This is a genomic window from Desertivirga brevis, from assembly GCF_017355835.1.
In genome coordinates, this window is the sequence record NZ_JAFEWF010000013.1 from 94,023 (window position 1) to 120,642 (window position 26,620).

Consider the following 26,620-nt stretch of genomic DNA (forward strand, 5'->3'; position numbering starts at 1 on the left):
TTTAGCCTTTTCTAATGCTGCAATTTTAAGCTGAGAAGTCCGTACAAAAAATGATGGGAATCAGTCGAAATAATAAAATATGTTATTTTACCACTTCCTAATCTTAGGCATAAACAGTAATTTGCGCCGCATTTTCATCATTAGACCAATGAGTAACCAACATATTTTTAGCCTTGAAGGCAAAATAGCGCTTGTGACCGGATGTAATCGTGGAATCGGTAGAGCTATGGCAGAAGCACTTGCAGAGGCAGGAGCAGATATAATAGGAGTTTCATCTTCTATTGCATTAACCGGTAGCGACGTTGAAAATTCGATCAATGCCATTGGCAGAAATTTCAAAGCCTATCAATGTGACTTCGGAGACAAGGATTCTGTAACTAATTTCCTTCAGAAGGTGCTTGCAGAAAATCAACGGATAGACATCCTGGTAAACAATGCCGGAACCATTCTTCGTCAGCCGGCTGCAGAGCATTCTGACGAGTTTTGGTATAAAGTAATAGACATTAATCTAAATAGCCAATTCCTGATTACCAGAGAAATCGGAGCAAGAATGTTGGAACAAGGTTCGGGAAAAATTATTTTCACAGCCTCTTTACTTACCTTCCAGGGAGGTGTTAATGTTCCAGGTTACGCTGCAAGTAAGGGTGCAATCGGAAGTTTAGTTAAGGCGTTCTCCAATGAATGGGCTTCAAAAGGCATCAATGTTAATGCTATCGCTCCAGGCTATATTTCAACTGATAACACTGAAGCCTTGAGAAATGACCCGGTTCGCAGTAAATCAATATTAGACCGTATTCCTGCGGGAAGATGGGGTGAGCCCGAAGATTTTAAAGGACCAGTAGTGTTTCTTGCTTCTAAAGCAGCAGATTACGTTAACGGCACCATCCTTACTGTTGATGGTGGCTGGATGGGAAGATAATAAACTAGTATAAAAATACAAAAATGATAATGAATCAACGTTATGCGCAGGGCCCTAAAGAGGTAGCAGCTTTGAGTACAGCTGAGCTTAGGGAAAATTTCCTTGTTGAGGACCTGATGCAAGCCGACCAGTTCAACTTTACTTACTCACACTATGATAGAGCTATCATAGGCAGTGTTTCACCAGTAAGTCAAACACTTGAACTTCCTAACAACTACGAAAATCTTCGCTCCGACTATTTCCTGGAAAGACGTGAAATGGGAATGATCAACGTAGGCGGAGATGCAGAAGTAACTGTAGATGGAACGACATTTTCTGTATCAAAATTAGATGCAGTATATGCTGGAAAAGGAGTTAAGTCGGTAACATTTAGAAGTATTTCAGCAGAAGACCCTGCTAAGTTCTTCATTTACTCTGTTCCTGCTCATCACGCTTATCCTACTCGCCTGATGAAGAAGGAAGAAGCTTCTCCTTTGGAAATTGGCAGCAAGGAAACGGCCAACGAGCGTACTGTTTATAAGTATATTCATTTGGAAGGAATCCAGAGCTGCCAGATGGTAATGGGCCTTACTGTCCTTAAACCTGGTAGCGTTTGGAACACAATGCCATCTCACGTTCACGATCGTCGTATGGAGTCGTATTTCTACTTTGACGTGCCTCAGGGGCAGATAGTGTTGCATTTGATGGGACAACCACAAGAAACGCGTCATCTCGTGGTTCAAAATCACCAGGCAATTATATCTCCGCCTTGGTCTATCCACTCAGGATCAGGAACTACTGCTTACGGCTTTATCTGGGCTATGGCAGGAGAAAACCTTGTTTACAGTGATATGGATACCTTCCCGGTAAGCGAGCTAAGATAAGTTCTAATACATAAATACATTGAAGAGGCCTTCCTGTGAATTCAGGGAGGCTTTTTTTGTCAGGTAAACCTATTCCTCAATTAAACGTTTATTTCCAATACATAATTGAAAAACTTGTTTTATGAATAAACTTTCGTAAAATTGTTAATACTAACCAATAGCCGAAAACTAATAGGGAAAACTGCGCCATTAGAGTTTCGATTCTTTTACTAACAATTACAAACTTACAGTTAAACAATCTACATGAAGGACTCTAAGTTAAAGCTGATTTGGAATGATCAAGATCAATTAAAGTTGAGTATTTCGCAAGGGAATCAAAGTGCTTTTGAACAGCTCTACTTGCAGTACAATAAAAAGATTACTTCATTTGCAACCTACCTGTTAAAATCTAAAGAATTGGCAGAAGAGGTTGTCGAGGATGTATTTGTAAAATTGTGGTGCCGACGTGAAACTGTAACAGAGATAAAGGACTTGAAACTTTTCCTTTATACCTCTACTAAAAATCTCTGTTTGAATACGCTGGCAAAAAACTCAAATAAAATAGTTTCTTCTTCCATCGAGTTGCTCGATCTTGATTTTTATAGTCAGGAAAGCCCTCAAGAGGCTATCATTGCTTCTGAGTTGATGAAAAATATGCAGCAGGCTATCGACGCACTTCCCGCACGCTGTAAGCTTATTTTTAAATTAATAAGAGAAGATGGCTTGAAGTACAAAGAAGTAGCTGAAATCTTAGGAATATCTGTTAACACCATCGACAACCAGATGGCAATTGCTGTTAAACGTATTTGCTCAGCCTTGAAAATAAGGAAGGAAGATGTCTTATGAAAACCAGCCTCCCATCTTAAAAAATTAAATTTTTTTTTAGTAGATAACTTAACATTTCCGGTCTTAAGTATATAACAATGGCGAGACCTGAAAAAATATGGAAGTTAATTGCGCGAAGCTTAAATAACGAAGCATCGGAAAGTGAGCGGGCAGAGCTTTATTATTACATGCAGGAAGACCCGGAACTTAAAAGTGAATACAATTTTTTAAAAGAAAACTGGCATTCTTCGAAAGAGGAAAGGAACCTACCAGAAGTTTCAGGAAACCTCAATAGAATTTTCCAAAAGGCAGCAGGCGAACAACAGCAGTTGGTTTCTGAACCAATAAGAGAAGTAGAGCGCAGCTTTTTAATCAGGAGGTATAGTAAATATGGTATTGCTGCTTCCCTGATTATCGGCGTCACTTTTTTTTGGTACAAACACCTTAGTCCGGCCCACACTGGCATGCCGGTCAAAGAACAGGTAATAGCCGCACAAAATGGTAGTCGAACCCGGGCACTTCTGCCAGATGGATCAACAGTATGGCTAAACGCAGGATCAAAACTCATGTATAAATCAAACTTCAAGGGTAAAAACAGGGTAGTGACCTTAGAAGGAGAAGCATTCTTCGATATCGTGAGCATGCCTGAGAAACCGTTTATTGTGCATCTAGGTGCAATGGACATCAAAGTTCTAGGTACAGCCTTTAACGTGAAGAATTACAAACAAGACAACATCATTGAAACCACACTTCTGCGAGGATCAATTGAAGTGATCTCCAACCGCAAAGAAGAACGTATCAAGCTTAAGCCGAACCAAAAACTACTTTTTGAGAAAACAGAGAATGCTGATGTTGAACCGATTATTGCCGCAGATCAGGTATTGATCAAAACGCCAGAATATCAACTCGGAGAAATTAAGTCAGGTCTGAAAGAAAATGAACGCTTGGAAACAGCATGGGTGTACAATAGGATCGAGTTTCGTGGGGAGACATTTGTAGAGCTTGCTGAGAAGCTTGAGCGGTGGTACGATGTCGAAATCCATTTCGAGGATGAAGACGTTAAAAAACTGAAGTTTAACGGATCTTTTGAAAAAGAAACTATAAACCAAGCTTTTGATGCACTACGAGAGGTAGCATCATTTGAATATAAACTTAAAGAACGTGAAATATTTATTAAATCTTCAAATTAGTCTGCGTCCAGGATAGCAGGCTAAAAAAGAACGGAGAATGTTCGCTGCATTCCCCGCTTCTTATCCGATTAAATCTATGAGTAGGTAAACAACCCTGAGGGGTTGATTTTTTAATTTAACCGTAATCAAATTTATGAAATGTTTTTATACGATTTCAGGGAAATCGTTTTTCCTAAAATTTCTCCTTACTATGAAGCTAACTGCCTTATTGATAATGGTTTTTACTGTAACAGTGTCGGCGACGAGCTTTTCTCAGAATAAGATAAATTTTAAAGGACAGAAAACTGAAATTTCAAAAGCAATTGCTGCAATTGAAAGTCAGACCTCTTATCGTTTCCTTTATAATGAAGGCTTAAAAGAAATAAGAAAAAAGATAACCGTAAACTTGGCTGATGCTTCCGTAGAAGATGCATTAAACACTCTTTTTAAGAATACAGATCTATCTTATCAATTGCTCGAAAACCAACTGATAATTATTAAGGGAGACAATATAGAAGCTGCCGACCAAATTATAATTGGAAAAGTAACAGACGAGAAAGGAGAAGCCTTGATCGGTGTATCTGTAAAGATCAAAGGAACAAACAGGGGGGTATCAACAAATATAAATGGTCAATTTTCTATTGACGCACCAACTGATGCAACCCTTGTTTTCACTTATATAGGTTTTCAGACCAAAGAAGTAAAAGTAGGCGGTCAGAAATCTATCAATGTAATCTTGAGTCAAACTAACAGTCAGTTGAACGAAGTAGTGGTAGTTGGCTATGGAACACAAAGAAAAGCATCACTAACAACTGCAGTTGCCAGCGTAGGCGGCGAAGACATAGCGGAAAGAGGCACTGTAAGTCCCTTACAAGCTGTTCAAGGCCAGGTAGCCGGAGTTGACATAACTGCTAGTTCAGGACGCGCCGGAGCGAATTTCACCACTACCATCCGTGGACAAAACTCGCTGGCAGGGGGATCTCCGCTATATGTGGTAGACGGTGTTATCGTTAGCGATGTATCGTTCCTTAACCCTCAAGACATCGCGAAGATGGACGTTCTTAAAGATGCTGCCTCCACAGCTATTTACGGCTCCAGGGGTTCTAACGGAGTTATTATAGTTACCACTAAAACTGGAACCAGTGCAAGAAGCTCCAAAACTCTTTCCTACGAGGGCTACACGGGCGTAAGAGCGGTTAGTAGAATGCCAGATTTTATGAGTGGTGACCAATGGGCTGAATTTCGATTAAACGCATATATAGTCCCCGAGCTTGACAGAGGCAGTACGAATTACTCGAATAAAATAGGCGGCTTTGAGAATCCTGTGATCGCGGGAAGAGTTGAGAATAAAGATTATACAAATTGGAGAGACCTGGTTTTACAAAATGGCATACAGAGCAATCACTATTTAAGCTTTTCCGGCGGAGCAAATAATATAAATTATTTATTAGGGGCAGGGTATCAAAATGAGGAAGGCAATTTGATCAACGAAAACTTTAGGAGATATAATATTAAAGGTAGCTTTGACAGCAAGATAAGCGAAAGATGGTCTACGGGGCTAAGTATTAACCTTGCACTATCCGAGCTTGAAAGGGGCAGCGATCTTTCTGTAACAAATGCCTTTCGTATGGCGCCTATCTTTTCGCCCTACGATGACGCCGGAAATCTAACATTCAGACCTGGTCAGATTTTTAATCCTTCTACAAATGCCACTACAAGCATTACAAGCTCCGTTAATCCTTTACTTGACAATGCAAACTCGCAAAATAATACACGAAGGACTTTTGGTCTAAGTAATATTTATCTTCAATATAAACCAGCAAGCTGGCTCCAAATCAGGTCTACATTTTCTCCTCAGGTTAATGTAGAAAGGAACGGCCGTTATTCTGGATCACTTACAGAAAGCCGGGGCGGGCAACTGGCTTCAGCACAAAGAGCTGATCTTCAGAAATACAGCTATATCTTCGATAATGTACTTACTGCAAAAAAGGAATTTAAAGGAGGCCATGCATTTGAACTAACAGCACTTTACAGCCAACAGCTTGACAGAACCGAGGTGGATACAACAGTAGTAGCCGACCTCCCTTACAATTCATCCTACCATAATATTGGTTCAGCAGGTCGTAGAGAAAGAAATGAAAGCTTCTTCTACAAAGAAACGCTTCAATCTTACATGTTGAGGTTAAACTACTCGATAAATAATAAATATCTTTTTTCCTTCGTAAACCGCTGGGATGGATCATCGAAACTTGCGCCCGGTCACAAATGGGCAGCATTTCCATCCGCCTCGGCCGCCTGGAGATTGACTGAGGAAGCGTTCCTGAAAAAGTATACCTTCATATCCGATCTGAAGTTGAGATTCAGTGCAGGAATAGCTGGTAACAACAATAACATTACCCCTTACGGCACCCAAATGAACTTGGGTTCACCTGCATATTACGATTTTGGTGGTGCCCTTGCTTTGGGTTTCAATCCTAATCGTCTCCCAAACAGGTCCTTAAGTTGGGAAAGAACCAGAGAGTATGATTTAGGTTTAGATTACGGTTTCCTCCGTGGACGAATTTCTGGTAGCATTGATGTTTACGATAAACTTTCGAAGGACGTAATCCTCGACAGAGAGTTAGCATTCGAGAACGGCTGGGCCATCTTAAAGGATAATGTAAGTTCAGTAGGCAACCGTGGGATCGAATTTTCCTTAAGGACAACAAACATCAGTACCAAAAATCTTACTTGGACAACCAGTATAAATTTCGCTAGAAACAAAAACGCTATTAAGGAGCTTTTGGACGGCAAAGTAGACCTTCCAGGTAATAAATGGTTTATTGGCCAGCCTATCAATGTCAACTATACATTTGTTTTTGATGGCATCTGGCAACAAAACGAGGTGGATCAAGCAAAACTATATAGCCAAACCCCTGGTCAGGCGAAAGTTATTGATTTTGATAACAACAGGATTATCGACAATAATGACAGAAGGATAATAGGACAAGTTGATCCCAAGTGGACGGGCGGTTTTTCTACTCAATTAACTTATAAAGGCTTTGACTTTTCCACCTCTTTATTTACACGTCAGGGAATGCAAGTACTTAGTCGCTTTCATGAAGAATTTACAAACTTAGCTGACAGAGGTAGAACCAAGTTGAATGTGAACTATTACATGCGTCCTAACCTCTATACCACCACCAGGGAATCAAACACCTATCCCCAACCACAAAATCCCGGTCCTTATTGGGCGTCAGTAGGATACTATAAAGACAACTCTTTTGTCAAAGTTCAAAATATCCTCCTTGGCTATACGCTTCCCGACAAGTTAAGTCAGAGGATAAAGGCGAGGAGCTTGAGGCTATACGCTAATATTCTAAATCCTTTCATTTGGACAGATTATGATGGTTTCGACCCTGAGTATGCGGGACAAAACTTATTAAACACCGGTGTTAGTTCAACTACCTATCAAATTGGCGTTAACGTTAAATTCTAAGAGATTATTATGAAAAGACTTTATTTCTATATAGCTAGCCTGTTTCTAATTCTTACAACTACTACGGGCTGTAAAGATTTTTTACAGGAGGAAAATCTATCAAACGTTCAATCTGATGAATTTTATAAGACTGCAGAAGGATATGAAAGATTGATAAATGCTTCCTATTCGAGCCTCCGCTCTGTTTACAGTGACCCATTTATCTATACCGCAGGAACAGACATGTTCGTTGAAGGACGAGATGCCCAGCCTCCAGGAATCAGTGAGTACCGGAACTTAACACCGGAAGAAGAAACGGTACTTAATTTCTATCGCAGGGTTTATGCTGCTATTCAAACTTGTAATACTGCAATTTATTTCAACGATATAACTACCCAAACAACAAATACACCCGTACGAAAAGGAGAAGCTAAATTTTTAAGAGCCTATTATTACTTTCTACTGGTTCAGACTTTTGGCGATGTGAGTCTTGTAACAGACAGGATTTTGGAACCCCAAGAGGGTTTTAAAAGAAATTCGGCGAGTGAGGTTTACAACTTCATTATTAACGAAATGACAGAAGCTTTAAATCTGGTTCCAGAAACAACACCTGATTTTGGTAGAGTTACAAAAAGAGCAGTCCGCCACTTTTTAGCAAAAGTATATTTAACCAGATCTTACGAACCATATGGAGATTCTCTAGAGGACGCAAAAAAGGCGGCAACCTTTGCTGATGCAGCTATAAACAATGAAAAACTGAATACTGCTTTTGAAGATATTTTCTTCCCTGGAAACGAGAAAAATCCTGATGTTCTCTTCTCAATTCAATTTGATCCGGCATCTATTGTAAACCCACAGACAGGAGGGAACTCCCAAAATTACTGGTTTGGCCCATATATGGGAGGACAAGGAGCAACTCAAGGATACCCTCAGAGGGCCTACAGGCTTGTACCAACTATGTACCTTTTTGATGTTTTCAATCAAGATGATGCTCGTTTTGATGCAACTTTCATGATTGAGTACTACAACCGATACTACGATTACTATGATAAAAGATCAGAGAGAAACTCATTGGATGTAAGATTCTATTATGCACCCCAATGGGCTTCCAGCCCAGCTGATATTGCAGCCTGGCGGGCCGTTAATCCAGCACGAAGGGGTAAAACAACGGTAATACCTTATTCTAATGCATGGCAAGCAGGAAGAACCACTGCAAATGACAACGCTACACCCGCAATCAAAAAGTTTGATGATCCCAAATCTGCTTTCGGTTCAGCCAGTAGCACCAGAGACTTCTTCCTTGCAAGATTAGGGGAAACGTATCTGATTGCAGCAGAGGCATACCTGAAATTGGGGGATCCAGCTAAAGCCACAGACAGGATAAATGAAGTTAGGAGACGTGCTGCTAAACCTGGAAAAAGCATGCAGGTTTCTAGTACACAAGTAACTCTTGATTTCATTCTTGATGAAAGAGCTCGTGAACTAGCAGGAGAATACCATAGGTGGTTTGATTTGAAAAGAACCGGAAAGCTAATAGAGAGAACGCGATTATATAATAGGGATATTAAGAAGTGGTTCGATTTGGGAGAAAATCCCTTCCAAGGACCAACTGGTTTGAAAATTCTTCGCCCTATACCAGCGAAGGCTTTGATACTTAATGAAGAAGGAGTAGCACAGAACCCGGGCTACTAAACTAAAAGCTTTCTTATTCTCAAATGTGCTATTAGTAAGGGAACAAAGAGCAGCCAAAAAGGATTGTTACTTGTAAATTCCATTTATAGAAGGCGTAACGAAAATCCGTTACGCCTTCTATGCTTATAGCTATCGTGCCTCAAAATAAAAAAGGCCCAGCTTGTGTTGCTGAGCCTTTGATCTCTAATTAGGTTACTCTAAGAACATCCGCCTTGAGTACCGCAATTCAAGCATTTATAGCAAGTCCCTGACCGAACCATGATATGTCCACAGTTAGTACAAGCAGGGGCATCACTCTGCCCTCCACCAGAAATATCAAGAACAGGTTTCAATACTTTATCAGATACTGTCTTTGTTGACTCTACAACCTGAGGAGCTTGAGGGTCATGATTAACATCTTCATCCGCCATTTGAGGGTTTCCTAAAATAGCCTTTTGCTCAGTGATCACATGTACCAAGTCAGTGCGATTTAGGTACTCATAACCCAGAATACGGAAGATATAGTCTATAATTGAGGTAGCGCTCTTAATATTTTCATGCCCGCTTACCATACCAGAAGGCTCGAAACGAGTGAAAGTAAATTTGTCAACAAATTCTTCCAATGGTACACCGTACTGAAGACCTACAGAAATGGCGATGGCAAAACAGTTCATTAATGAACGAAAAGTTGCGCCTTCTTTGTGCATATCCACGAAGATCTCTCCTAATGTTCCGTCTTCGTATTCCCCTGTTCTTACGTATACAGTTTGACCGCCTACCGATGCTTTTTGAGTAAAGCCACGACGTTTTGAAGGCATACTCTTCTTCTCGACAACAGATGATAACTGACGCTTGAACGTAGTATCAGTAGACTTCTCAAGGATTGCACGAGCAGCCTCTAATACCTGCTCAGGGGTTAGATCACTCAATCTTACATTAGCGGCTTCTCCAAGAACTTCCTCAACGCTATCGAGTTTATCTTCCTTAGTATCCGATTTTGTAGATAAAGGCTGAGAAAGCTTACAACCGTCACGGTAAAGAGCATTAGCTTTCAATGCCAATTTCCATGATAACTCATAGCAATCTTTGATCTCTTCAACCGTAGCCTCATTTGGAAGGTTGATCGTTTTAGAAATTGCACCAGAAAGGAATGGTTGTGCGGCAGCCATCATCTTGATATGGCCGTGAGCATGAATATATCGAACTCCTTTTGCACCACATTTATTAGCACAGTCAAAAATTGGATAGTGCTCTGCCTTTAAATAAGGAGCACCCTCAATAGTCATTGTACCGCAAATATATTCGTTCGCTTCAGTGATTTGCTGGCGGCTAAATCCAATAGAACGCAGAAGGTTGAAGTCTGGGGCATTGTACTGCTCAGATTTGAAACCTAAACGTTTAAGGCAATCCTCGCCAAGCGTCCACTGGTTGAACACGAAACCAATCTCGAAGGCTGCGAGTAGAGATTTGTCGATCTTCTCCAATTCATCCTGAGTAAAGCCTTTTGCAGCGAGAGAGTCAAAATTAATATGAGGAGCACCTTTTAAGGTAGCATGACCTTTGGCATAATTTACGATAGCTTCGATCTCATGCTCTTTATAACCCTGATTCTTTAATGCAGCAGGAACTCCCTGATTAATGATCTTAAAGTAACCTCCACCTGAAAGTTTTTTGAATTTAACAAGAGCGAAATCAGGCTCGATACCAGTTGTATCACAATCCATTACCAGACCTATTGTTCCGGTTGGAGCAATAACTGTGGTTTGTGCGTTACGGTAACCGTATTTCTCTCCTAATTCTAGTGCTTTATCCCATGCATTACATGCAGCAGACAACAGATAATCAGGACAATGTTTCTGATCAATTCCCGGAGGCGCTATCTCAAGACCTTCGTATGCATCAGTAGCATTATAAGCTGCATAACGGTGATTACGCATTACACGAAGCATATGTTGCTTGTTGTCTTCGTAGCGTCTGAAAGTACCTAACTCTCTCGCCATCTCGGCAGAAGTAGCGTAAGCAGTACCAGTCATGATTGCAGTAATAGCTCCACCAATAGCACGAGCTTTGTCGCTATCATAAGGAATACCTGCAACCATTAACATTGAACCCAGGTTAGCATATCCTAAACCTAAAGTTCTATAGTCATATGATAATTGAGCAACTTCTTTAGACGGGAACTGAGCCATAAGAACCGAGATCTCCAGAACCATAGTCCAAACGCGGCAAGCATGCTCGAAGCCTTTTACATCGAAAGTTAATGTATCAGGATTGAAGAAGTGTGCAAGGTTGATTGAAGCCAGGTTACAAGCCGTGTTGTCCAGGAACATGTACTCAGAACATGGGTTAGATGCGTTGATACGACCGCCCTCAGGACAAGTATGCCATTCGTTGATAGTAGTATCATACTGTACACCCGGATCTGCACAAGCCCATGCAGCGAAGGCAATATCTTGCCATAATTTCTCCGCAGAGATTGACTTCATTGTTTTTCCTGTAGTACGCGCTACAAGGTCCCAGCTTGCTCCTGTTTCTAAAGCTCTGAAAAAAGCGTTTGGAATACGAACAGAGTTATTTGAGTTCTGACCGGCAACAGTACGGTATGCTTCACCTTCGTAGTCTGAAGAATAGCCTGCAGCTATTAACGCAGCAACCTTACGTTCCTCTTCAACTTTCCAATTAACAAAACCTTCGATTTCAGGGTGATCCAAGTCTAAACAAACCATTTTAGCAGCACGACGAGTGGTACCTCCTGATTTAATAGCACCAGCTGCGCGATCACCAATTTTCAGGAATGACATCAAACCTGAAGAATAACCTCCGCCTGATAATTTCTCATTTTCTCCACGAATTGCAGAGAAGTTAGTACCTACACCAGAACCATATTTGAAAATACGGGCTTCACGCACCCAAAGGTCCATGATACCACCTTCGTTAACTAGGTCATCCTCAACAGAAAGGATAAAACATGCATGTGGTTGAGGACGCTCGTAAGCTGAAGTAGACTTTTTCAACTCCTCAGTTTCCGGATCTACGTAGTAATGCCCCTGAGGCTTACCTGCGATACCGTAAGAAGAATGTAATCCTGTGTTGAACCATTGAGGTGAGTTTGGAGCAGCGAGCTGACCGACAATGGTGAACACCAATTCATCATAAAATATATCAGCATCAGCTTTTGATGCAAAGTAGCCGTAACGTTCGCCCCACTGCTTCCAGCAGTCTGCCATACGATGTGCTACTTGCTTTATGCTTTTTTCTGACGAAGTCGTTCCATCCGGCTGTGGTACACCTGCTTTGCGAAAATATTTTTGAGCAAGAATATCAGTAGCCACCTGGCTCCAGGAAGCAGGCACCTCTACATCATTCATCTCAAATACTGCATCCCCGGCGGGGTTTCTGATGACAGAAGACCTCTTCTCGTATGTGAATAAATCATAAACACTCACACCTTCCTTTGTAAAGTAACGCGGAATGCTCAAACCGCCACCTTTTCCTGTTTTTGCTGCAGTATTTTTGCCCATGTCCTATAAATATTAATGTTTTAAATGCGTTTTTATGTATAAAAAAACTAAAGGGGTTTTTTACCAAATTTACTCTCCAAAATCAGATACCGCAATTTCCGTTTTCCACACCATTTGCATCAAACCGCCTGTAGAAGTTATCAACATTCGTTAAAGGACTAAAAAACAACATTTTACAATGTGGAAAACTTCAAAAACTATACCTATGCCATGTCGCTTTTATGTCATAACAGCCTGATTTTTATTACATTATTTAAACGAAATTCCATTGCAGAAACGAAGGGTATTTTGTAATAAGAACACTAGTTGATGCACTGGGAAAACAGAGAGGTTACGCTTATTAAGCTGCCTTTCAACACGGGGGACAACCTGATACAAAATAAAAAGCCCCGTTATTCAACAGGGCTTCTTCTAAAAAAATGAGTTTACTATAGTTATTATTAATCAACTACTGTAACACGTATCATGTTCGTTTTACCTTTTTTCTCAATTGGCATCGCAGCCGTATTAATCACGATTTCACCCGGCATAATCAGGCGCTCGTCACGAAGGATACGATTAACATCGCTTATTGATTGATCTGTACTTTCAGCTTTATCATAGAAGAATCCTCTAACACCCCAAAGTAGACTCAAGGTATTCAGAAGTTTCTTATTATTAGTAAAAATAAAAGTACTTGCTTTTGGGCGGTGGCTGGAAACTTCGAAAGCAGTGTAACCAGAAGAAGTCATAGCAACGATACCAACAGCGTTAGTCTTCTCAGACAAATATACAGCCGATCCACAAACAGCATCCGACATATAACGAGGAGAGCTTTGATTAAGCTTCTTAGGCGTTTGATAAGGGTAAGCAGTTTCCTCAATATTAGTGATAATCTTAGCCATTGTTTCGATAACAATAAGAGGGAATTCACCTACAGAAGTCTCACCACTTAACATCACTGCATCAGCACCATCCAATACAGAGTTAGCAACGTCGTTCACCTCTGCACGGGTTGGGCGAGGAGTTGTGATCATACTCTCAAGCATTTGAGTAGCTACGATAACAGGTTTAGAAGCCTCACGACATTTGCGAGCAATCATTTTTTGAAGCACCGGAACTTGTTCCATTGGCATTTCAACTCCAAGGTCTCCACGAGCCACCATTACACCGTCAGTAGCGGCTATAATCGCATCAATATTATCAATTGCCTCTGGCTTCTCTATTTTAGCAATAACCCTTGCTGATTTCCCGCTTCTGTTAATGATGCGTTTCAATTCAACGATATCTTCTGCAGTACGAACAAAGGATAAACCGATCCACTCAACATCATTCTCAAGAACGAACTCCAGATTATTTAAGTCGTCTTCAGTTAAAGATGGAATAGAGATCTTAGTATTTGGAAGGTTAACACCTTTACGGGATGTCAAAACTCCACCGTGAACTACTTCACATACCACCGTATCCTTGTTGTTACTATCGATAACTCGCATTTGCAGTTTTCCGTCATCCAGAAGAATGATCTCACCTGCTCTTACGTCTTTAGGGAAGTTTTGATAAGTAATATATATTTGCTTCTCGTCGCCGATAAGCTCATTAGTTGTAATTTCAATGCGGCTTCCATTTACTAGTTGGATCCCGCCTTCTTTCACTTTTCCAATACGGATTTTTGGACCCTGAAGGTCAGCTAAAATACCAACATTGGTTTTGTATTGCCTGTTAATTTCGCGGATAGTGTCAATCACTTTTTGGTGATCTTCCTGGCTACCGTGCGAAAAATTTAACCGGCACACATCTACTCCGGCTTTAATCATGCTCAGCAAAGTTTCCTTTGGAGAAGATGCCGGGCCTAACGTTGCAACAATTTTTGTCCTTTTATGAACTTGTCTCATTTTTTTAACCTTTTAATATATGGTTGACTGGGTGTACAAAATACACTATGAAATTATCGGCTAAAATATCAGATTTTCTTTAGATTTCAACTTTTCAGGATCAACTTCTGCTGCCACTACCACTTCCTGAAGTTTATTTAAGCCGTCAATAATATAATTTAAGTCTTCTTGGTCTATAAAATTTTTGATTAAAATAAAATAATCTACCTGTTTCATCTCCGGAATCAGATAAGTTTCCGAACCTTTATTGGCTAAAAGGTAAAATTCCGTATCAGAATTAGGGATTTGATAAAAATAACGTGAAAAAAAAGAAGAAATACTATTTTTCAAGTAGAGGCTAAGCTCTTCTATCCTATGGAAATTAGTGTTCAACTGTTTATTTATCTTATAGCATAACGTGTAATCCTTCAACGACGACGTTACTGCGATCAAAACAAAATCAAGATCCAGTTCGTATTTTAATATAAGCCTGTTCAAAACTCCTTTTTCAATCCCAACAAAGGTAATAAAGAAAGGTGTTTCGTATTATGACTCAGGTCATTTTTGTGCAAAAACAAAAAGGTTTGATATTTATTAGAATTTATTTTTCTTTGCACTGAATTATTTAACCCATTTAAAAAATAAAACTATGTCTGATATCGCTTCAAGAGTAAAAGCAATTATCGTAGAAAAATTAGGTGTAGATGAGAGTGAAGTAACACCTGAGGCATCTTTCACTAATGATCTTGGCGCAGACTCTCTGGACACCGTAGAGTTAATTATGGAGTTCGAAAAAGAGTTTAATGTTGCTATTCCTGATGACCAGGCTGAAACAATCGGCACAGTAGGCCAAGCAATCGCTTACTTAGAAAAAAACGTAAAATAATCCACGCATCCACAATATAAATGGAGCTTAAAAGAGTTGTAGTAACAGGATTAGGTGCGCTTACTCCACTTGGTAACACCGTTGCAGAGTACTGGAACGGTTTGATTAATGGGGTAAGCGGTGCCGCTCCGATTACAAAATTTGATGCTACAAACTTCAAAACCAAGTTTGCCTGCGAAGTCAAAAACTTTAATCCCGAAGACTTTCTTGATAAAAAAGAAGCACGTAAAGTAGACCCTTTCGTACATTATGCTATCGCCTCCACAGACGAAGCAGTTAAGGATGCAGGTTTTACTGATTTCAGTAAATTTGATACTAACCGAATTGGTGTGATCTGGGGTTCTGGAATTGGCGGGTTAAAAACCTTCTTGGATGAAGTATCAAATTTTGCTAAAGGTGATGGTACTCCTCGTTTTAATCCTTTTTTCATTCCTAAAATGATCCTGGATATAGCGCCGGGTCATATTTCCATCAAATACGGTTTAAGGGGCCCTAACTTCTCCACCGTATCTGCGTGTGCATCATCCACAAATGCACTTATAGATTCCTTCAATTATATCAGACTGGGAATGGCTGATGTTATTATCTCCGGAGGATCTGAAGCGATTATCAACGAAGCGGGCATGGGCGGATTTAACGCAATGCATGCGCTTTCGACCCGAAACGATGATCCTCAAACAGCCTCGAGGCCGTTTGATAAAGACCGAGATGGCTTTGTTGCAGGTGAAGGTTCGGGAACCATTATTCTTGAAGAACTGGAGCATGCAAAAGCTCGGGGCGCGAAAATCTACGCCGAAATTATTGGTGGAGGAATGAGCGCCGATGCTAATCACATTACAGCACCTCATCCTGAGGGCTTGGGTGCTAAACTAGTAATGACTAATGCTCTAAGGGACGCGAATTTAACTACTTCAGACATAGATTATATCAATGTCCACGGTACCTCAACTCCGCTTGGCGATATAAGTGAGTCTAGAGCAATCATTGATTTATTTGGAGAAAATGCTTACAAACTAAACATCAGCTCTACAAAATCAATGACAGGTCACTTATTGGGAGCAGCAGGAGCCATTGAATCTATCGCATCCATACTAGCTGTACAGAACAACATTATTCCTCCAACTATCAATCACTTTACTGACGATCCAGAAATTGATCCGAAGTTGAATCTGACTTTCAACAAAGCTCAGGAACGTGTGGTAAGGGCTGCTCAAAGCAATACCTTCGGTTTCGGAGGGCATAATGCCTCTGTCATCTTCAGAAAGTATGAGGGTTAGCAGAAACTTTTGCTCAAGGCGAGCATATAGATTGTTGAAAATGGCTATTTTTATGTAACAGTATCTTACGCTTTTATGTAAAAAATACGCATGCCATTAAGCAAGATATATAAGCTCTACTTTTCTCCGCAAAGAAAATACGTTAAGACATTAAGGAATCTGCTGGGCTTCGTGCCCGGCAACCTTAGTTTATACAGAATGGCTTTTCGCCATCGCTCTGCCGCTGTTATGCTTAAAAATGGCACAAAAAACAGCAATGAAAGACTAGAATTTCTTGGCGACGCAGTTTTGGGCTCTGTTATAGCAGAAGAGCTGTTTAAACGCTACCCTTACAAAAGCGAAGGCTTCTTAACAGAAATGCGGTCAAAAATTGTTAGTCGTGCTAACCTTAACCAACTTTCCAAAAGATTAGGTTTGAACGAGCTCATAGAGTTTGATACCAAGATCGTTAATTATCCCAATAAGCAAGGTTCGTTATTAGGCGACGCTTTTGAAGCGTTGATCGGGGCAGTTTACCTTGATAAGGGATACGATTTTACACACTCCTTCATATTAAACAGGATAATAAAACCCCACGTTGATATCCATACTCTTGAAAATACAGAAACCAATTTTAAGAGTAAATTGATAGAGTGGTGTCAGCGTCACGGAAAAGATATCACCTTTGAACTTGTGGCTAATAATGAAGGCGACAGCAGCAAACTTTTCACTATTCAGGTCAGTATCGACGGAGAAACCTACGGAGTCGGCCGAGATTATAATAAGAAGAACGCTGAAAAACTCGCTGCTGAAAAAGCATGTGAAGCTTTAAGTATATAAATCAACCACCTTCTTAAAAAAAACAAATCATATTCATCCTTCTGATTGTTCTTGCTTAAATTATAAAGCAAGTTATGAGATTAAGATCTGCATTAATATTCGCATCAGTAGCACTAACCTTTGTTGCGTGTCAACCTAAAAATTCAAATAAGGAAGCCACAGATACAACTACAATTTACGGCAATCCTACAGATACCGGGCAGCGTGAAGGTGATACAGTTATCGACCAAGGAATGGGAGATACAGCAGAAGTACAAGCAGGAGGTGCTAAAACTAATGTAGGCCAAGATACAGTAGGTAAACAGCCACACGACCATTAAACAGAATACTATCTTTTCTGGACGTGATTATTCAGACCATAAATAATAGTAAAGGCTTTAATAAGATAATAGTTAACTTTTGATAGCTGTTTCATTATATAGGAATTTTAGATGTAAGTTATCATCAGAAGATGAAGTTGGCATGAAGAAAACTGACAAAATACCTATTTGTTTTACAGATAAAATTTTCACAATCCCTATCTAGCCTAAGTATATTAATAATGGTATGATTAAAAATCAAAGAATTAATAATACGTGTAGACAAGGTAGCTGAGAAATCTTGATAAAAAAAGAAGCCGGATAATTCCGGCTTCTAATGTGAACGTTAACTTAGAAAAAGTTCTTGTGGAATCAATTCTATCTATAAGCTCTTGAAGTAAGAAATATCATTACCAGAATTTATCTTAACCACAATTTGGCTATCAGACTTCCTTAGGCTCACGAAATAATAAGAGTTTCCGCTATCGCTAGAGAAGCTATAAGGTAATGAGCTCACCTGGCTGTCAACCTCGAAATGAAGCACTTCACCAATTGAATAGTCTTTATATAGCTTTTTCAATTTAGCTAAGCTTTCAGCAGGAATTTTGTCTGCTTTTACATACTGAGTAGTGGCTACATACTCACCCTGAGCATCAAAGAAAGCCGATTTCTTTTCACCGTTTAAGGTAAACGACGCCTTATAATAATTATCTACCTCAGACCATTCAACGTCTTTAGCACCCTGAAACCTTGAGGTAAAATTATTTTTAGCGAAATAAGAAGCTCCTGTTTCCTTTTTAGCAGTTTTGTTTTTGTCGACCGCAAATCCGTTTACAACCAACGCCAAAACAAAAAAGGCTGATAAAAATAAATTCTTCATCTTGTTAAATTTTATTTTTCATAACAAAGGTGACAACAAAATATCATATCCTAAAACTTTTCTCACTTTTTATGGAATTTTAATAATAAAAAGCTCACATTGATATTACTTTAAAAAAATAACGATTTAAGTATTAGAAATTTGAGAATCTCTTAAAAAAGAAGAAGACACTATTCCGTTCAAATGGAACGATATAAGGCACTTTTGAAAGAAACAAGGCTTAGAGTGGGTTACTGAAAAGGATTAACATAATGATTACAAGGAAGGTACCTGTTTTCAACTTTTTTAAATCTATTGTTGGAAAATAATGTTAACAGTTAAAATCTCACAAAAACAGAAACTATGAAAGCTAAAATGTTAACAGTGTTGCTTGCTACGGGATTAGGCCTTGCCTCATGCTCTTCAAGCAAACAAGGAAACACCGGCTCTGATTCTGCCACGGCTGATTCAATGGGTGGAACAACAATGGACACTACTACCACGGGTACTGGTATGGGAACTACTGATACCACCGGAACTGGCACAGGAACTGGCACTGGTACAGGAACAGGAACTGGAACTGGAACCGGCACAGGTACTGATGGAACTGGTACTGGTGGAACAGGAACTGGCACCGGCGGAACTGGTACAGGTACAGGTACTGGCACTGGCACTGGCACTGGTACGGGTACCGGAGGAACTGGAACAGGCACAGGTACTGGCGGAACGGGAACTGGTTCTGGAACTGGAACAAGCGGTTCTGGAGGTGGAACTACAACTCCTCGTCCATAAAAAAAGAAGCCCGACTGAAACAGCCGGGCTTCTTTTTACAAGGTATTTAAAGTCTTACTTCTGAACGTATAAAACATTTTTTACTGCTCTAACAACACGCTCGGCATTAGGCAATGCTTCTTTAATTAAGGTAGGAGCATATGGAAGCGGAGTATCAGCAGAAACAACACGTACTACAGGAGCATCAAGATAATCAAAAGCATCTTTCTGAACTTTGAAAGCAATCTCAGTAGCTATTGAACCAAGAGGCCATGCTTCTTCAACCACAACAAGACGATTAGTTTTCTTAACAGAATTAATGATAGTGTCATAATCGATAGGACGTACACTACGCAGGTCGATTACTTCTGCATTAATTCCCTCTTTAGTTAATTCTTCAACCGCAGGATTAACAACTCTGCTCAGCATTTTTCCAAAAGTCACGATAGTAACATCAGAACCTTCTTTTACGATATTTGCTTTGCCAATTTCAATGTAGTATTCCTCTTCAGGAACTTCACCTTTGTCTCCGTACATTACTTCAGACTCCATGAAGATCACAGGATCTGGGTCTATGATAGATGATTTTAACAAACCTTTAGCTTCATAAGGAGTTGAAGGAACAACTACTTTCAATCCTGGACAGTTAGCGTACCAGTTTTCGAAGTTCTGAGAGTGCTGCGCTCCTAATTGACCAGCGTTTCCAGTTGGGCCACGGAAAACAATTGGCACTGAGAATTGGCCACCGCTCATAGAATATACCTTAGCAGCACCATTAATCACCTGGTCAATCGCTACAAGTGAGAAGTTGAAAGTCATGAACTCGACTATCGGCTTCAAACCGTTCATTGCAGCGCCGGTTGCGATACCAGCAAAACCAAGTTCAGCAATTGGGGTATCAATTACGCGCTTCGCTCCAAATTCATCAAGCATTCCCTGGGTAACTTTATAAGCTCCGTTATACTCGGCAACTTCCTCACCCATGATAAAGATCTTATCGTCTTTGCGCATCTCTTCGGTCATTGCTTCACGAAGCGCTTCTCTGAACTGTATTTCTCTCATTTTATGTTAAATCAATATTTTGGAACGCAAATATAAGGGAGTATAATTGCAAATCCAACGAGTAGAAAGGTAGGATTTGTAATATTTCTTATAATATCTACCGTCCGCACATCTGCTTGTAGACACAATATCCACAGTTAGCTGCTTTTGTGGTCTGAGCAAAGGGAATTTCAGCATCGAACAACTCCTCCAACAGTCCCTTCAGCCTCGAATAGAAGCCGGATTTAATATCCTCAAGATGCTCCGCTTGCAGAACGGCCTTGCTACCTCGTCCGCCCGAGAAAAACAGCGTACCATCATTTCCCATTCTGCGTATGATGTAGAGATTAGGCTCAACTCTTTCAACCTGCTTTACCTGTTCATAGATATAGGTATAGAAAAGCGTTTGTATCATCGCCTTATTCTGCTTGTTCCCATCCCGTTCAAATAAAGCGTCCAAATCGTTGTACTTCACCTCATCACTTCCTGTCTTATAATCGACAATCCGAATAATACCATCCCGCTGATCCACACGGTCAATTATTCCGTAAAGCAAAACCTGGTGCTCCTTTTCTCTAATAGAAATAGGGAAACGTAATTTATAGTCCTTTTTATTTTCCAGTTCTATGATCGAGAAGGGAGCAACCGTTTCATCGTGACTAAGAATAGCATCAACATATTCCTCCACAATGCGAAGGATAATCTGCTGCATACTATTTGGTGCTCGAAGTTTAGTTTTATTGCCGAACAAAACCATCGAAAGAGCCTGCTTGCATAACTTAGGCACTTCCTGCCTTTTTTTCTTTATATCTTCAGCGGTAATAAGTCTATTATCCCTGGATAATTCCTCGTAGTACCATTCCATAACCTGATGAAGAACAGAACCTACCTGATTAGCTTCCAGGTTTTCCGTTATTTCCTCTGGTTCTTTAATCTTTGCAACGTATTTGAGGAAGAACTGCAATGAGCAATTGAGATAGGTAGTTAGTGCTGTCGCGGATATTTTCTCATCATCCCAATTACCCTTTGATTGCAGGAACTTTTGCAGTGCCGTCCAAACCTTGCCTTTTTTCTCTATAACCAGATCTTTTACTGATTCGATCTGCACCGGCTGGTTCTGGAGGTAGTATTCGAAAGTAAAACCGCTCTCAAATTCAAGTTGCCGTAAAAACCGGCTTGACTCGCCACTGTTACTTTCGTCAATAAGACTGTTGTACACCAGGCTGATGTTACCCGGCCTTTGCAATAAGCGATAAAATAAGTAGGCGGCAATAGCATCCTGGTTTTCAAGAACAGGAAGGCCATGAACCCTGCGTATAGTATCCGGAATAAAAGATGGTGAGGTACTTAGCTTCGGCAGCGTTCCCTCGTTAACTCCTAAAATAATAACGTTCTCGAAGTCAAGACAGCGGCTTTCAAGTAATCCCATTACCTGAATACCGCGCAAGGGCTCTCCCTCTAAGGGTACAGAAAGCCCTTGCAAGGCTTTTCTGATTAGAGACAGTGCGAAGCTTAATGGCAAATTCTCCTGATAGGTACTTAAGCCATCATATAATAGATTGAGTTCTTTACTCACAGCCATCAACAAATTTGCCTCAAGCTGTTGCAATTGGCCTTGCTTCTGCCTTTGCTCCAACACCGCTGTTAACAGAACATAAAGAGCATCGATAGTTTGAAGTCCAGCGTGCTTAACAGTAAAAAAATTGGGGGCCAACAATGAAGAGAAATGCAGCTCGGTCAATGGCACTTCTACCCATTGATTTTCCAACATCCTTTTTTGAAGAATTTCCTTTTCCCGCTCCTGAACACCAGTCAGCGGATGCGACAAGAATGCAAGGACGTCTTTATAATAAATAGAATCTTTTCGTTCGCGATGCACCTGCTCCTGGATACTTAGCCATAAGTCAATCAATCCAAAAACGGTAGACTGCGCTAAGGGGAAACCCATTGTAACGTTAACCTTAGCTGTATCAGCGGGGATAGTTTGCAAGACCGGAAGCAATAAGCTCTCATCAGCAATAATTATAGCTGTTTTTTCAGGATCGTTGGCTTCTGCCAGATATTCCTTAATATTCTCAAACTGACTTATCGCCTTAGCTTGAGCTGCGTGTCCATGTACTTGAATTACCTGAACCCTCTTTCCTTCTCTCTTAATGAAGGATGGAGATTCGCCAAGGGCATTGACAAGACCGGTAACAGCAAGATTTCGCCGGATGAAAAGGCCTGCTTCTTGCAATTGATCGTCGAGGTAGTATGAATCCGCATCAAAGTAAAAAACGGCTTTCTCTATCTCCTGCCAGTGCTTGAACAACTTAGCTTCAGCACGATTCAACGCGTTAAAACCAATGAATACAACCTGCCTGAATTGGTTTACGAATTCTGAACTTTCATTCTCAGCTAGGCTTCTATATAAAGCAGGAATGGTAGAATATCCGGCATTCTTCAACTCCTCGTGGAAGGCATTATATAAAGAGGGCATCCTTCTCCACAGATCAATAAACTTCTGTTGGAAACTCTGTTGCTTCTCCTTTGAAAACGACGACCAAAACCGCTCCAGGAATTGATACTGCTCAGGATTGAAGTGAGGAAACTGTTGCTGAATAACAGCAATATCTTCCAACTCACAGAATAGTTCTTGCGCATTGACCAGGTCGTAATCTATTTGTGAAAAATCACCTAAAATAATTTCCGCCATCGAATAGAACTTATCAGGACTAATTTCCTCTTTACCCTCTTCTCTTAGTATCCTGTTATATTCACGATGCAGCACAAAAAATTGCGTAAATTGATCCGCGACGATGAGATTTGAAGATTTGGCAAAAAACTCTCCTACAGTAAAAAATGCGGGGCTCCATAAGGATTTACCGTATAACTCTCCCAGGTGCTTCTTTAAAAACAAACCGGGACGTTTATTATTAAAAACGATAGCAATGTCCTGCAGGTCGCCGTTAAAACGAGTTAAAAGATCTGCTGCTACTTCCTGTAAAAATGATTTCATTTCCATAACTGCTTACTCCACTGGCATAAGCATCTCCTTTGTCTAAACTTCTTTTAGTTCCTTTAAGTATCCGTAATACAAATAGGCATTAATATTCGTATATCCCATTTCGGATAACAACTCTTTATAGGCCTCTACCTGTTTATAGTGCTGGGGCTTTGGCTCTTCAGTAAACTTGAAATCGATAAGAACTACCTCATTTGCTCCCACTAAAACTTTATCTGGCCTATAACTCGCACCCTTTCCACTTATAATTGTCTGCTCATTAAGACTTTGATAGGGCTTTTCAAGTAAGGCTTTCAGATCCGGTTGGAGTAGTACGCTCTCCGCCAAAGTTCTGATCTCCGGTTCGTCAGCTTTCCGAAAAATCCCTTCCTTCTGCATATCTCTTATGATTACAGGAAGGTCCTCTACTACTGTTACCCTCGATAAAATTTCGTGAAGGATCAGACCTCTTCTCCGCGCTGTATTGCCGCTTAAAAGATCAAGTTGTTCAAAAACCTTGTCGTTTGATAAAGCCTCCTCTAATCTGTCGGAGGTTGGATAAGATGAAAAATGCCAATCGGTACGATTAATTGCCGTATGTCTGTCTCCCGACTTTTTAACCTGTGATTCAACAGGTCCTTCAATTAATAAATTCTGCTCATCAAATTCTCCACCCAGTTCTGATGAATGTAGTTTTAGGGGATGAAAAATAAGGTCACCAATTAAACTAAACTGGTCGTCCTTACCGGAAACTTGCCCCGGAGCAGTGATATAAAGATGCTTACGTGTACGGGTAGTAGCAACATAAAGCATATTTATAGCATCCATGTAATTGAAAAGCAGTTCCTCAAAGTAGGCCTTACTAAAGGCAGATTGTCCTAAACTCTTCTTATAATGAACAGGGACGCTGCTTAACATAGAATAGGGTGTATGACCAGCGTCTACCCAAAAAATACTGTTAGTCATCCCATCCAGGTTCCAACAGCAGAAAGGTAGCATTACAACATCAAATGCCAAACCTTTAGACTTATGTATAGTCATCACTTGTACCGCATCGCTTTGCTCAGATGAAGGCAGAGCTTTACGTTCTCCTTCTTCTTCCCACCAGGTTAGAAAAGACGAGATGCCTTTTTCCCCTTGCTTTGCAAAGCTACTCACCATATCACGGAAGGCCAGAAGATAAGGTAAATGAACCTGAGAGTGATTAAGACCGTAAGCTTCAATCAGCTTCTCGACAAGCTCAAAAAGTGGAAGTTGTTGCCAAGAAAGCCAATGATCACAAAGCATTGACGGAAGGAAGCCCTTTAAATTCGGTAACTCCGTTTTATTGATCTTTAACCAAACTTCCGTTGGTACAACCTTGCCAGCTTCAAGGTTATATAAATGAACACAGTTGGCTTTATATAAGGTGCTATCATCCTTTTTTGCAATCATAGCATAAAAAGTATTGATGATTAGCTTCACAGCCGAGTTATTGGCAACCAGTAGCGCTTCACCAGAGATCACAGGGATGTTTAGCGCCATCAAGTGTTCTACCACACTTCTGGCTTCCGTATTACTTCTAACAAGTACACATATTTCTCCAGCCTTATAGCGCGGTTGGTCACTTAACAACCAATCAGATAAAGTTTCCGAAAGCTTGGCCAATGCTGGCTCCTTGCTATCTGATGCCCGTGTCCTGTTATCTCTTACCTCTAAAAAATCTATTTGAATGGTACCTCCCTGTGGTGTTGAGGGAGCCTTCTGCTGATAACTTTGCTCATAGGCACTCTGGATAATCGAGTTATGTCCTTCTGCCACCCACCATGTTTCAAACAGCGCGGTTCCCCCATCTTCTATAACCTTATTGTTAATGTGAGATTGAAGAAGCTGTGGTGCGTGCTTGAACATGAAATTATTAAAATCTATGATATTAGCGGCACTACGATAGTTTTCTTTCAAAATATCATCAACAACCCTTAGCTCTCCTATATGCCTCTTTGCATGACTATGCAGAATCCTCCAATCGCCATTACGCCAACGATAAATGGATTGCTTAACGTCTCCAACAATTAAATGGTCTGTTAGCTTGCCATTTGCTTCTGCAATTGCATTTTTCAGCAAGGGGAGGAAATTAGTCCACTGAAATGAACTCGTGTCCTGAAATTCATCAAAAAGGAAATGCCTGAAGCGATTGCCTACCTTCTCCCAGATAAATGAAGGGTTATCAACTTGTTCTGCAGTAATTCCCTTCAATAAATTCTGGGCATCGCTAATCAACAATGATGAGTTCTCTTCACGATACTCTTTCATCAGGCCAGCCATTTCTTGCATCAGCCGTAAATAGTATAAGTTGGCATCCAGGGCTTTTGCCATCTGATATCTCGGCAATTCCTCATGGTAAAACTGATAGAGCTTGCTCAGCAGAGGATTCAGGCTGGAGTAAAGAAGACTAATATTTCCATCCATTCCTCCTTTTTGCCATTCCTCAGGTTCGTTAAGCATCTTTTCAAGGCTGCTTATTTTAGCAAAATCTCCATCAGCTATCTTTGTAAGATTATTCAGAGGAGATCTTGATTTTCCCTTCAGCTGGTCTATCAATACTCCCGATGTGCGAAATATTTGTACTGCTTCTTTTGCAAGGTCGGTCACGGCACTCTCAAAAAAATTAATAAGGGTTTTCGTTAACTCCTGCAGATCCTTAAATAAAACATCAGGTTCTAAGTTTCGGATAGCATTTTCAAAAGGCTGGTAACGCTCCTTAAATATCTCATCTGCTAGGCCGAGTAAAGTTTCCCGATAGTTCCAACTTTTATTATCTCTGATCCGTTCAAGTGCTAAATTTATGATCCATTGCAACAACTCTGGCTTTCGTTCCAGCTGTTCGTTCAACTTCACTGCCAATTCCCGCTTCACTTTATCCAGGTTCATTTCCAGGCGGTACCCAGCATCCAAACCTAATTCAAAAGAAAAACTTCGTATAACCTTTTGAACAAAACCATCAATGGTATTTACAGAAAATCGACTGTAATCGTGAAGAATACGACGATATATGCCGTATGCTTTTAGCTTAAGCTCTTCAATCGCCAAATCGGGATGAGCCTTAAGAATAATACTTCTGTAGGTTTCTACACCCGGATCACCTGTGGCAAGGCCTCTTAATGTATCAAGGATCCGACTCTTCATCTCTTCGGTCGCCTTATTGGTAAAAGTTACAGCAAGAATCTCTCTATACTTTGTTTCCGAAGAGAATAACAGTGTAAGGTAGTGAGCTGTAAGACTAAAAGTTTTTCCAGAACCGGCAGAAGCCTGAAGTATTTTTATAGGTTTAACTTGCATTTAACTATCAGCAATCTCGCCTTCTTAAATTGCGGATTAAAACAAATTTACTAATAAAAATAGCAAGACTCCCTTTTTTTCTCCACAAACGAAAAGTGCAAGACCTATAGGAG

General features: G+C 40.4%; 18 protein-coding genes. 11 read left to right on the plus strand and 7 right to left on the minus strand.

Going from position 1 to position 26,620, the window contains the following annotated elements:
• Window positions 1-148 precede the first annotated feature (148 nt).
• The 6 genes from J4N25_RS24420 (at window position 149) to J4N25_RS24445 (ending at window position 8,904) form a co-directional block, all read left to right on the plus strand.
• Window positions 149-919 (plus strand): SDR family oxidoreductase, encoded by a 771-nt coding sequence (locus J4N25_RS24420; protein WP_207424517.1) that lies wholly within the window; start codon window positions 149-151, stop codon window positions 917-919.
• Between the two features lie 29 nt (window positions 920-948).
• On the plus strand, window positions 949-1,782 hold the full coding sequence (gene kduI / locus J4N25_RS24425; RefSeq protein WP_207424518.1) for a 5-dehydro-4-deoxy-D-glucuronate isomerase: 834 nt from the start codon (window positions 949-951) through the stop codon (window positions 1,780-1,782).
• 243 nt (window positions 1,783-2,025) lie between these two features.
• Window positions 2,026-2,607 (plus strand): RNA polymerase sigma-70 factor, encoded by a 582-nt coding sequence (locus J4N25_RS24430; protein ID WP_207424519.1) that lies wholly within the window; start codon window positions 2,026-2,028, stop codon window positions 2,605-2,607.
• Between the two features lie 77 nt (window positions 2,608-2,684).
• Entirely contained in the window at window positions 2,685-3,776 is a 1,092-nt protein-coding gene (locus J4N25_RS24435; protein WP_207424520.1) for a FecR family protein, read from the plus strand.
• 190 nt (window positions 3,777-3,966) lie between these two features.
• Window positions 3,967-7,233: a TonB-dependent receptor gene (locus J4N25_RS24440; protein ID WP_207424521.1), complete on the plus strand. Its 3,267-nt coding sequence runs from the start codon at window positions 3,967-3,969 to the stop codon at window positions 7,231-7,233.
• A gap of 9 nt (window positions 7,234-7,242) precedes the next feature.
• On the plus strand, window positions 7,243-8,904 hold the full coding sequence (locus J4N25_RS24445; protein WP_207424522.1) for a RagB/SusD family nutrient uptake outer membrane protein: 1,662 nt from the start codon (window positions 7,243-7,245) through the stop codon (window positions 8,902-8,904).
• A 197-nt stretch (window positions 8,905-9,101) separates the two neighbouring features.
• On the opposite strand, the gene J4N25_RS24450 is transcribed toward J4N25_RS24445, so the two are convergent.
• From J4N25_RS24450 to J4N25_RS24460, 3 genes are all read right to left on the minus strand, one after another.
• Window positions 9,102-12,404: a vitamin B12-dependent ribonucleotide reductase gene (locus tag J4N25_RS24450; RefSeq protein ID WP_207424523.1), complete on the minus strand. Its 3,303-nt coding sequence runs from the start codon at window positions 12,402-12,404 to the stop codon at window positions 9,102-9,104.
• A gap of 440 nt (window positions 12,405-12,844) precedes the next feature.
• Window positions 12,845-14,275: a pyruvate kinase gene (pyk, locus tag J4N25_RS24455; protein WP_207424524.1), complete on the minus strand. Its 1,431-nt coding sequence runs from the start codon at window positions 14,273-14,275 to the stop codon at window positions 12,845-12,847.
• A 60-nt stretch (window positions 14,276-14,335) separates the two neighbouring features.
• On the minus strand, window positions 14,336-14,752 hold the full coding sequence (locus J4N25_RS24460; protein WP_207424525.1) for an IPExxxVDY family protein: 417 nt from the start codon (window positions 14,750-14,752) through the stop codon (window positions 14,336-14,338).
• Between the two features lie 151 nt (window positions 14,753-14,903).
• Here J4N25_RS24460 and J4N25_RS24465 point away from each other — a divergent pair, with 151 nt between their 5' ends.
• From J4N25_RS24465 to J4N25_RS24480, 4 genes are all read left to right on the plus strand, one after another.
• Entirely contained in the window at window positions 14,904-15,140 is a 237-nt protein-coding gene (locus J4N25_RS24465) for an acyl carrier protein (RefSeq protein WP_008508386.1), read from the plus strand.
• A 20-nt stretch (window positions 15,141-15,160) separates the two neighbouring features.
• Window positions 15,161-16,417: a beta-ketoacyl-ACP synthase II gene (gene fabF, locus J4N25_RS24470; protein ID WP_207424526.1), complete on the plus strand. Its 1,257-nt coding sequence runs from the start codon at window positions 15,161-15,163 to the stop codon at window positions 16,415-16,417.
• A gap of 90 nt (window positions 16,418-16,507) precedes the next feature.
• Window positions 16,508-17,236 (plus strand): ribonuclease III, encoded by a 729-nt coding sequence (gene rnc / locus J4N25_RS24475; protein ID WP_207424527.1) that lies wholly within the window; start codon window positions 16,508-16,510, stop codon window positions 17,234-17,236.
• Between the two features lie 74 nt (window positions 17,237-17,310).
• Window positions 17,311-17,556 (plus strand): hypothetical protein, encoded by a 246-nt coding sequence (locus tag J4N25_RS24480; RefSeq protein ID WP_207424528.1) that lies wholly within the window; start codon window positions 17,311-17,313, stop codon window positions 17,554-17,556.
• A 361-nt stretch (window positions 17,557-17,917) separates the two neighbouring features.
• On the opposite strand, the gene J4N25_RS24485 is transcribed toward J4N25_RS24480, so the two are convergent.
• On the minus strand, window positions 17,918-18,415 hold the full coding sequence (locus tag J4N25_RS24485; protein WP_207424529.1) for a hypothetical protein: 498 nt from the start codon (window positions 18,413-18,415) through the stop codon (window positions 17,918-17,920).
• A 342-nt stretch (window positions 18,416-18,757) separates the two neighbouring features.
• Here J4N25_RS24485 and J4N25_RS24490 point away from each other — a divergent pair, with 342 nt between their 5' ends.
• Window positions 18,758-19,186 carry a hypothetical protein gene (locus J4N25_RS24490; protein ID WP_207424530.1) on the plus strand — a complete coding sequence of 143 codons (429 nt, stop codon included), beginning with the start codon at window positions 18,758-18,760 and terminating at the stop codon, window positions 19,184-19,186.
• 54 nt (window positions 19,187-19,240) lie between these two features.
• On the opposite strand, the gene J4N25_RS24495 is transcribed toward J4N25_RS24490, so the two are convergent.
• The 3 genes from J4N25_RS24495 to J4N25_RS24505 all read right to left on the minus strand — a co-directional run bounded on the left by J4N25_RS24495 (window position 19,241) and on the right by J4N25_RS24505 (window position 26,507).
• Window positions 19,241-20,227, minus strand: a complete 987-nt coding sequence (locus J4N25_RS24495) for a pyruvate dehydrogenase complex E1 component subunit beta (RefSeq protein ID WP_207424531.1) — start codon at window positions 20,225-20,227, stop codon at window positions 19,241-19,243.
• A gap of 97 nt (window positions 20,228-20,324) precedes the next feature.
• The gene (locus J4N25_RS24500) at window positions 20,325-23,204 is read right to left on the minus strand and encodes a PD-(D/E)XK nuclease family protein (protein WP_207424532.1); all 2,880 of its coding nucleotides are present in this window, start codon (window positions 23,202-23,204) and stop codon (window positions 20,325-20,327) included.
• Between the two features lie 42 nt (window positions 23,205-23,246).
• On the minus strand, window positions 23,247-26,507 hold the full coding sequence (locus tag J4N25_RS24505; protein ID WP_207424533.1) for a UvrD-helicase domain-containing protein: 3,261 nt from the start codon (window positions 26,505-26,507) through the stop codon (window positions 23,247-23,249).
• Window positions 26,508-26,620 lie beyond the last annotated feature (113 nt).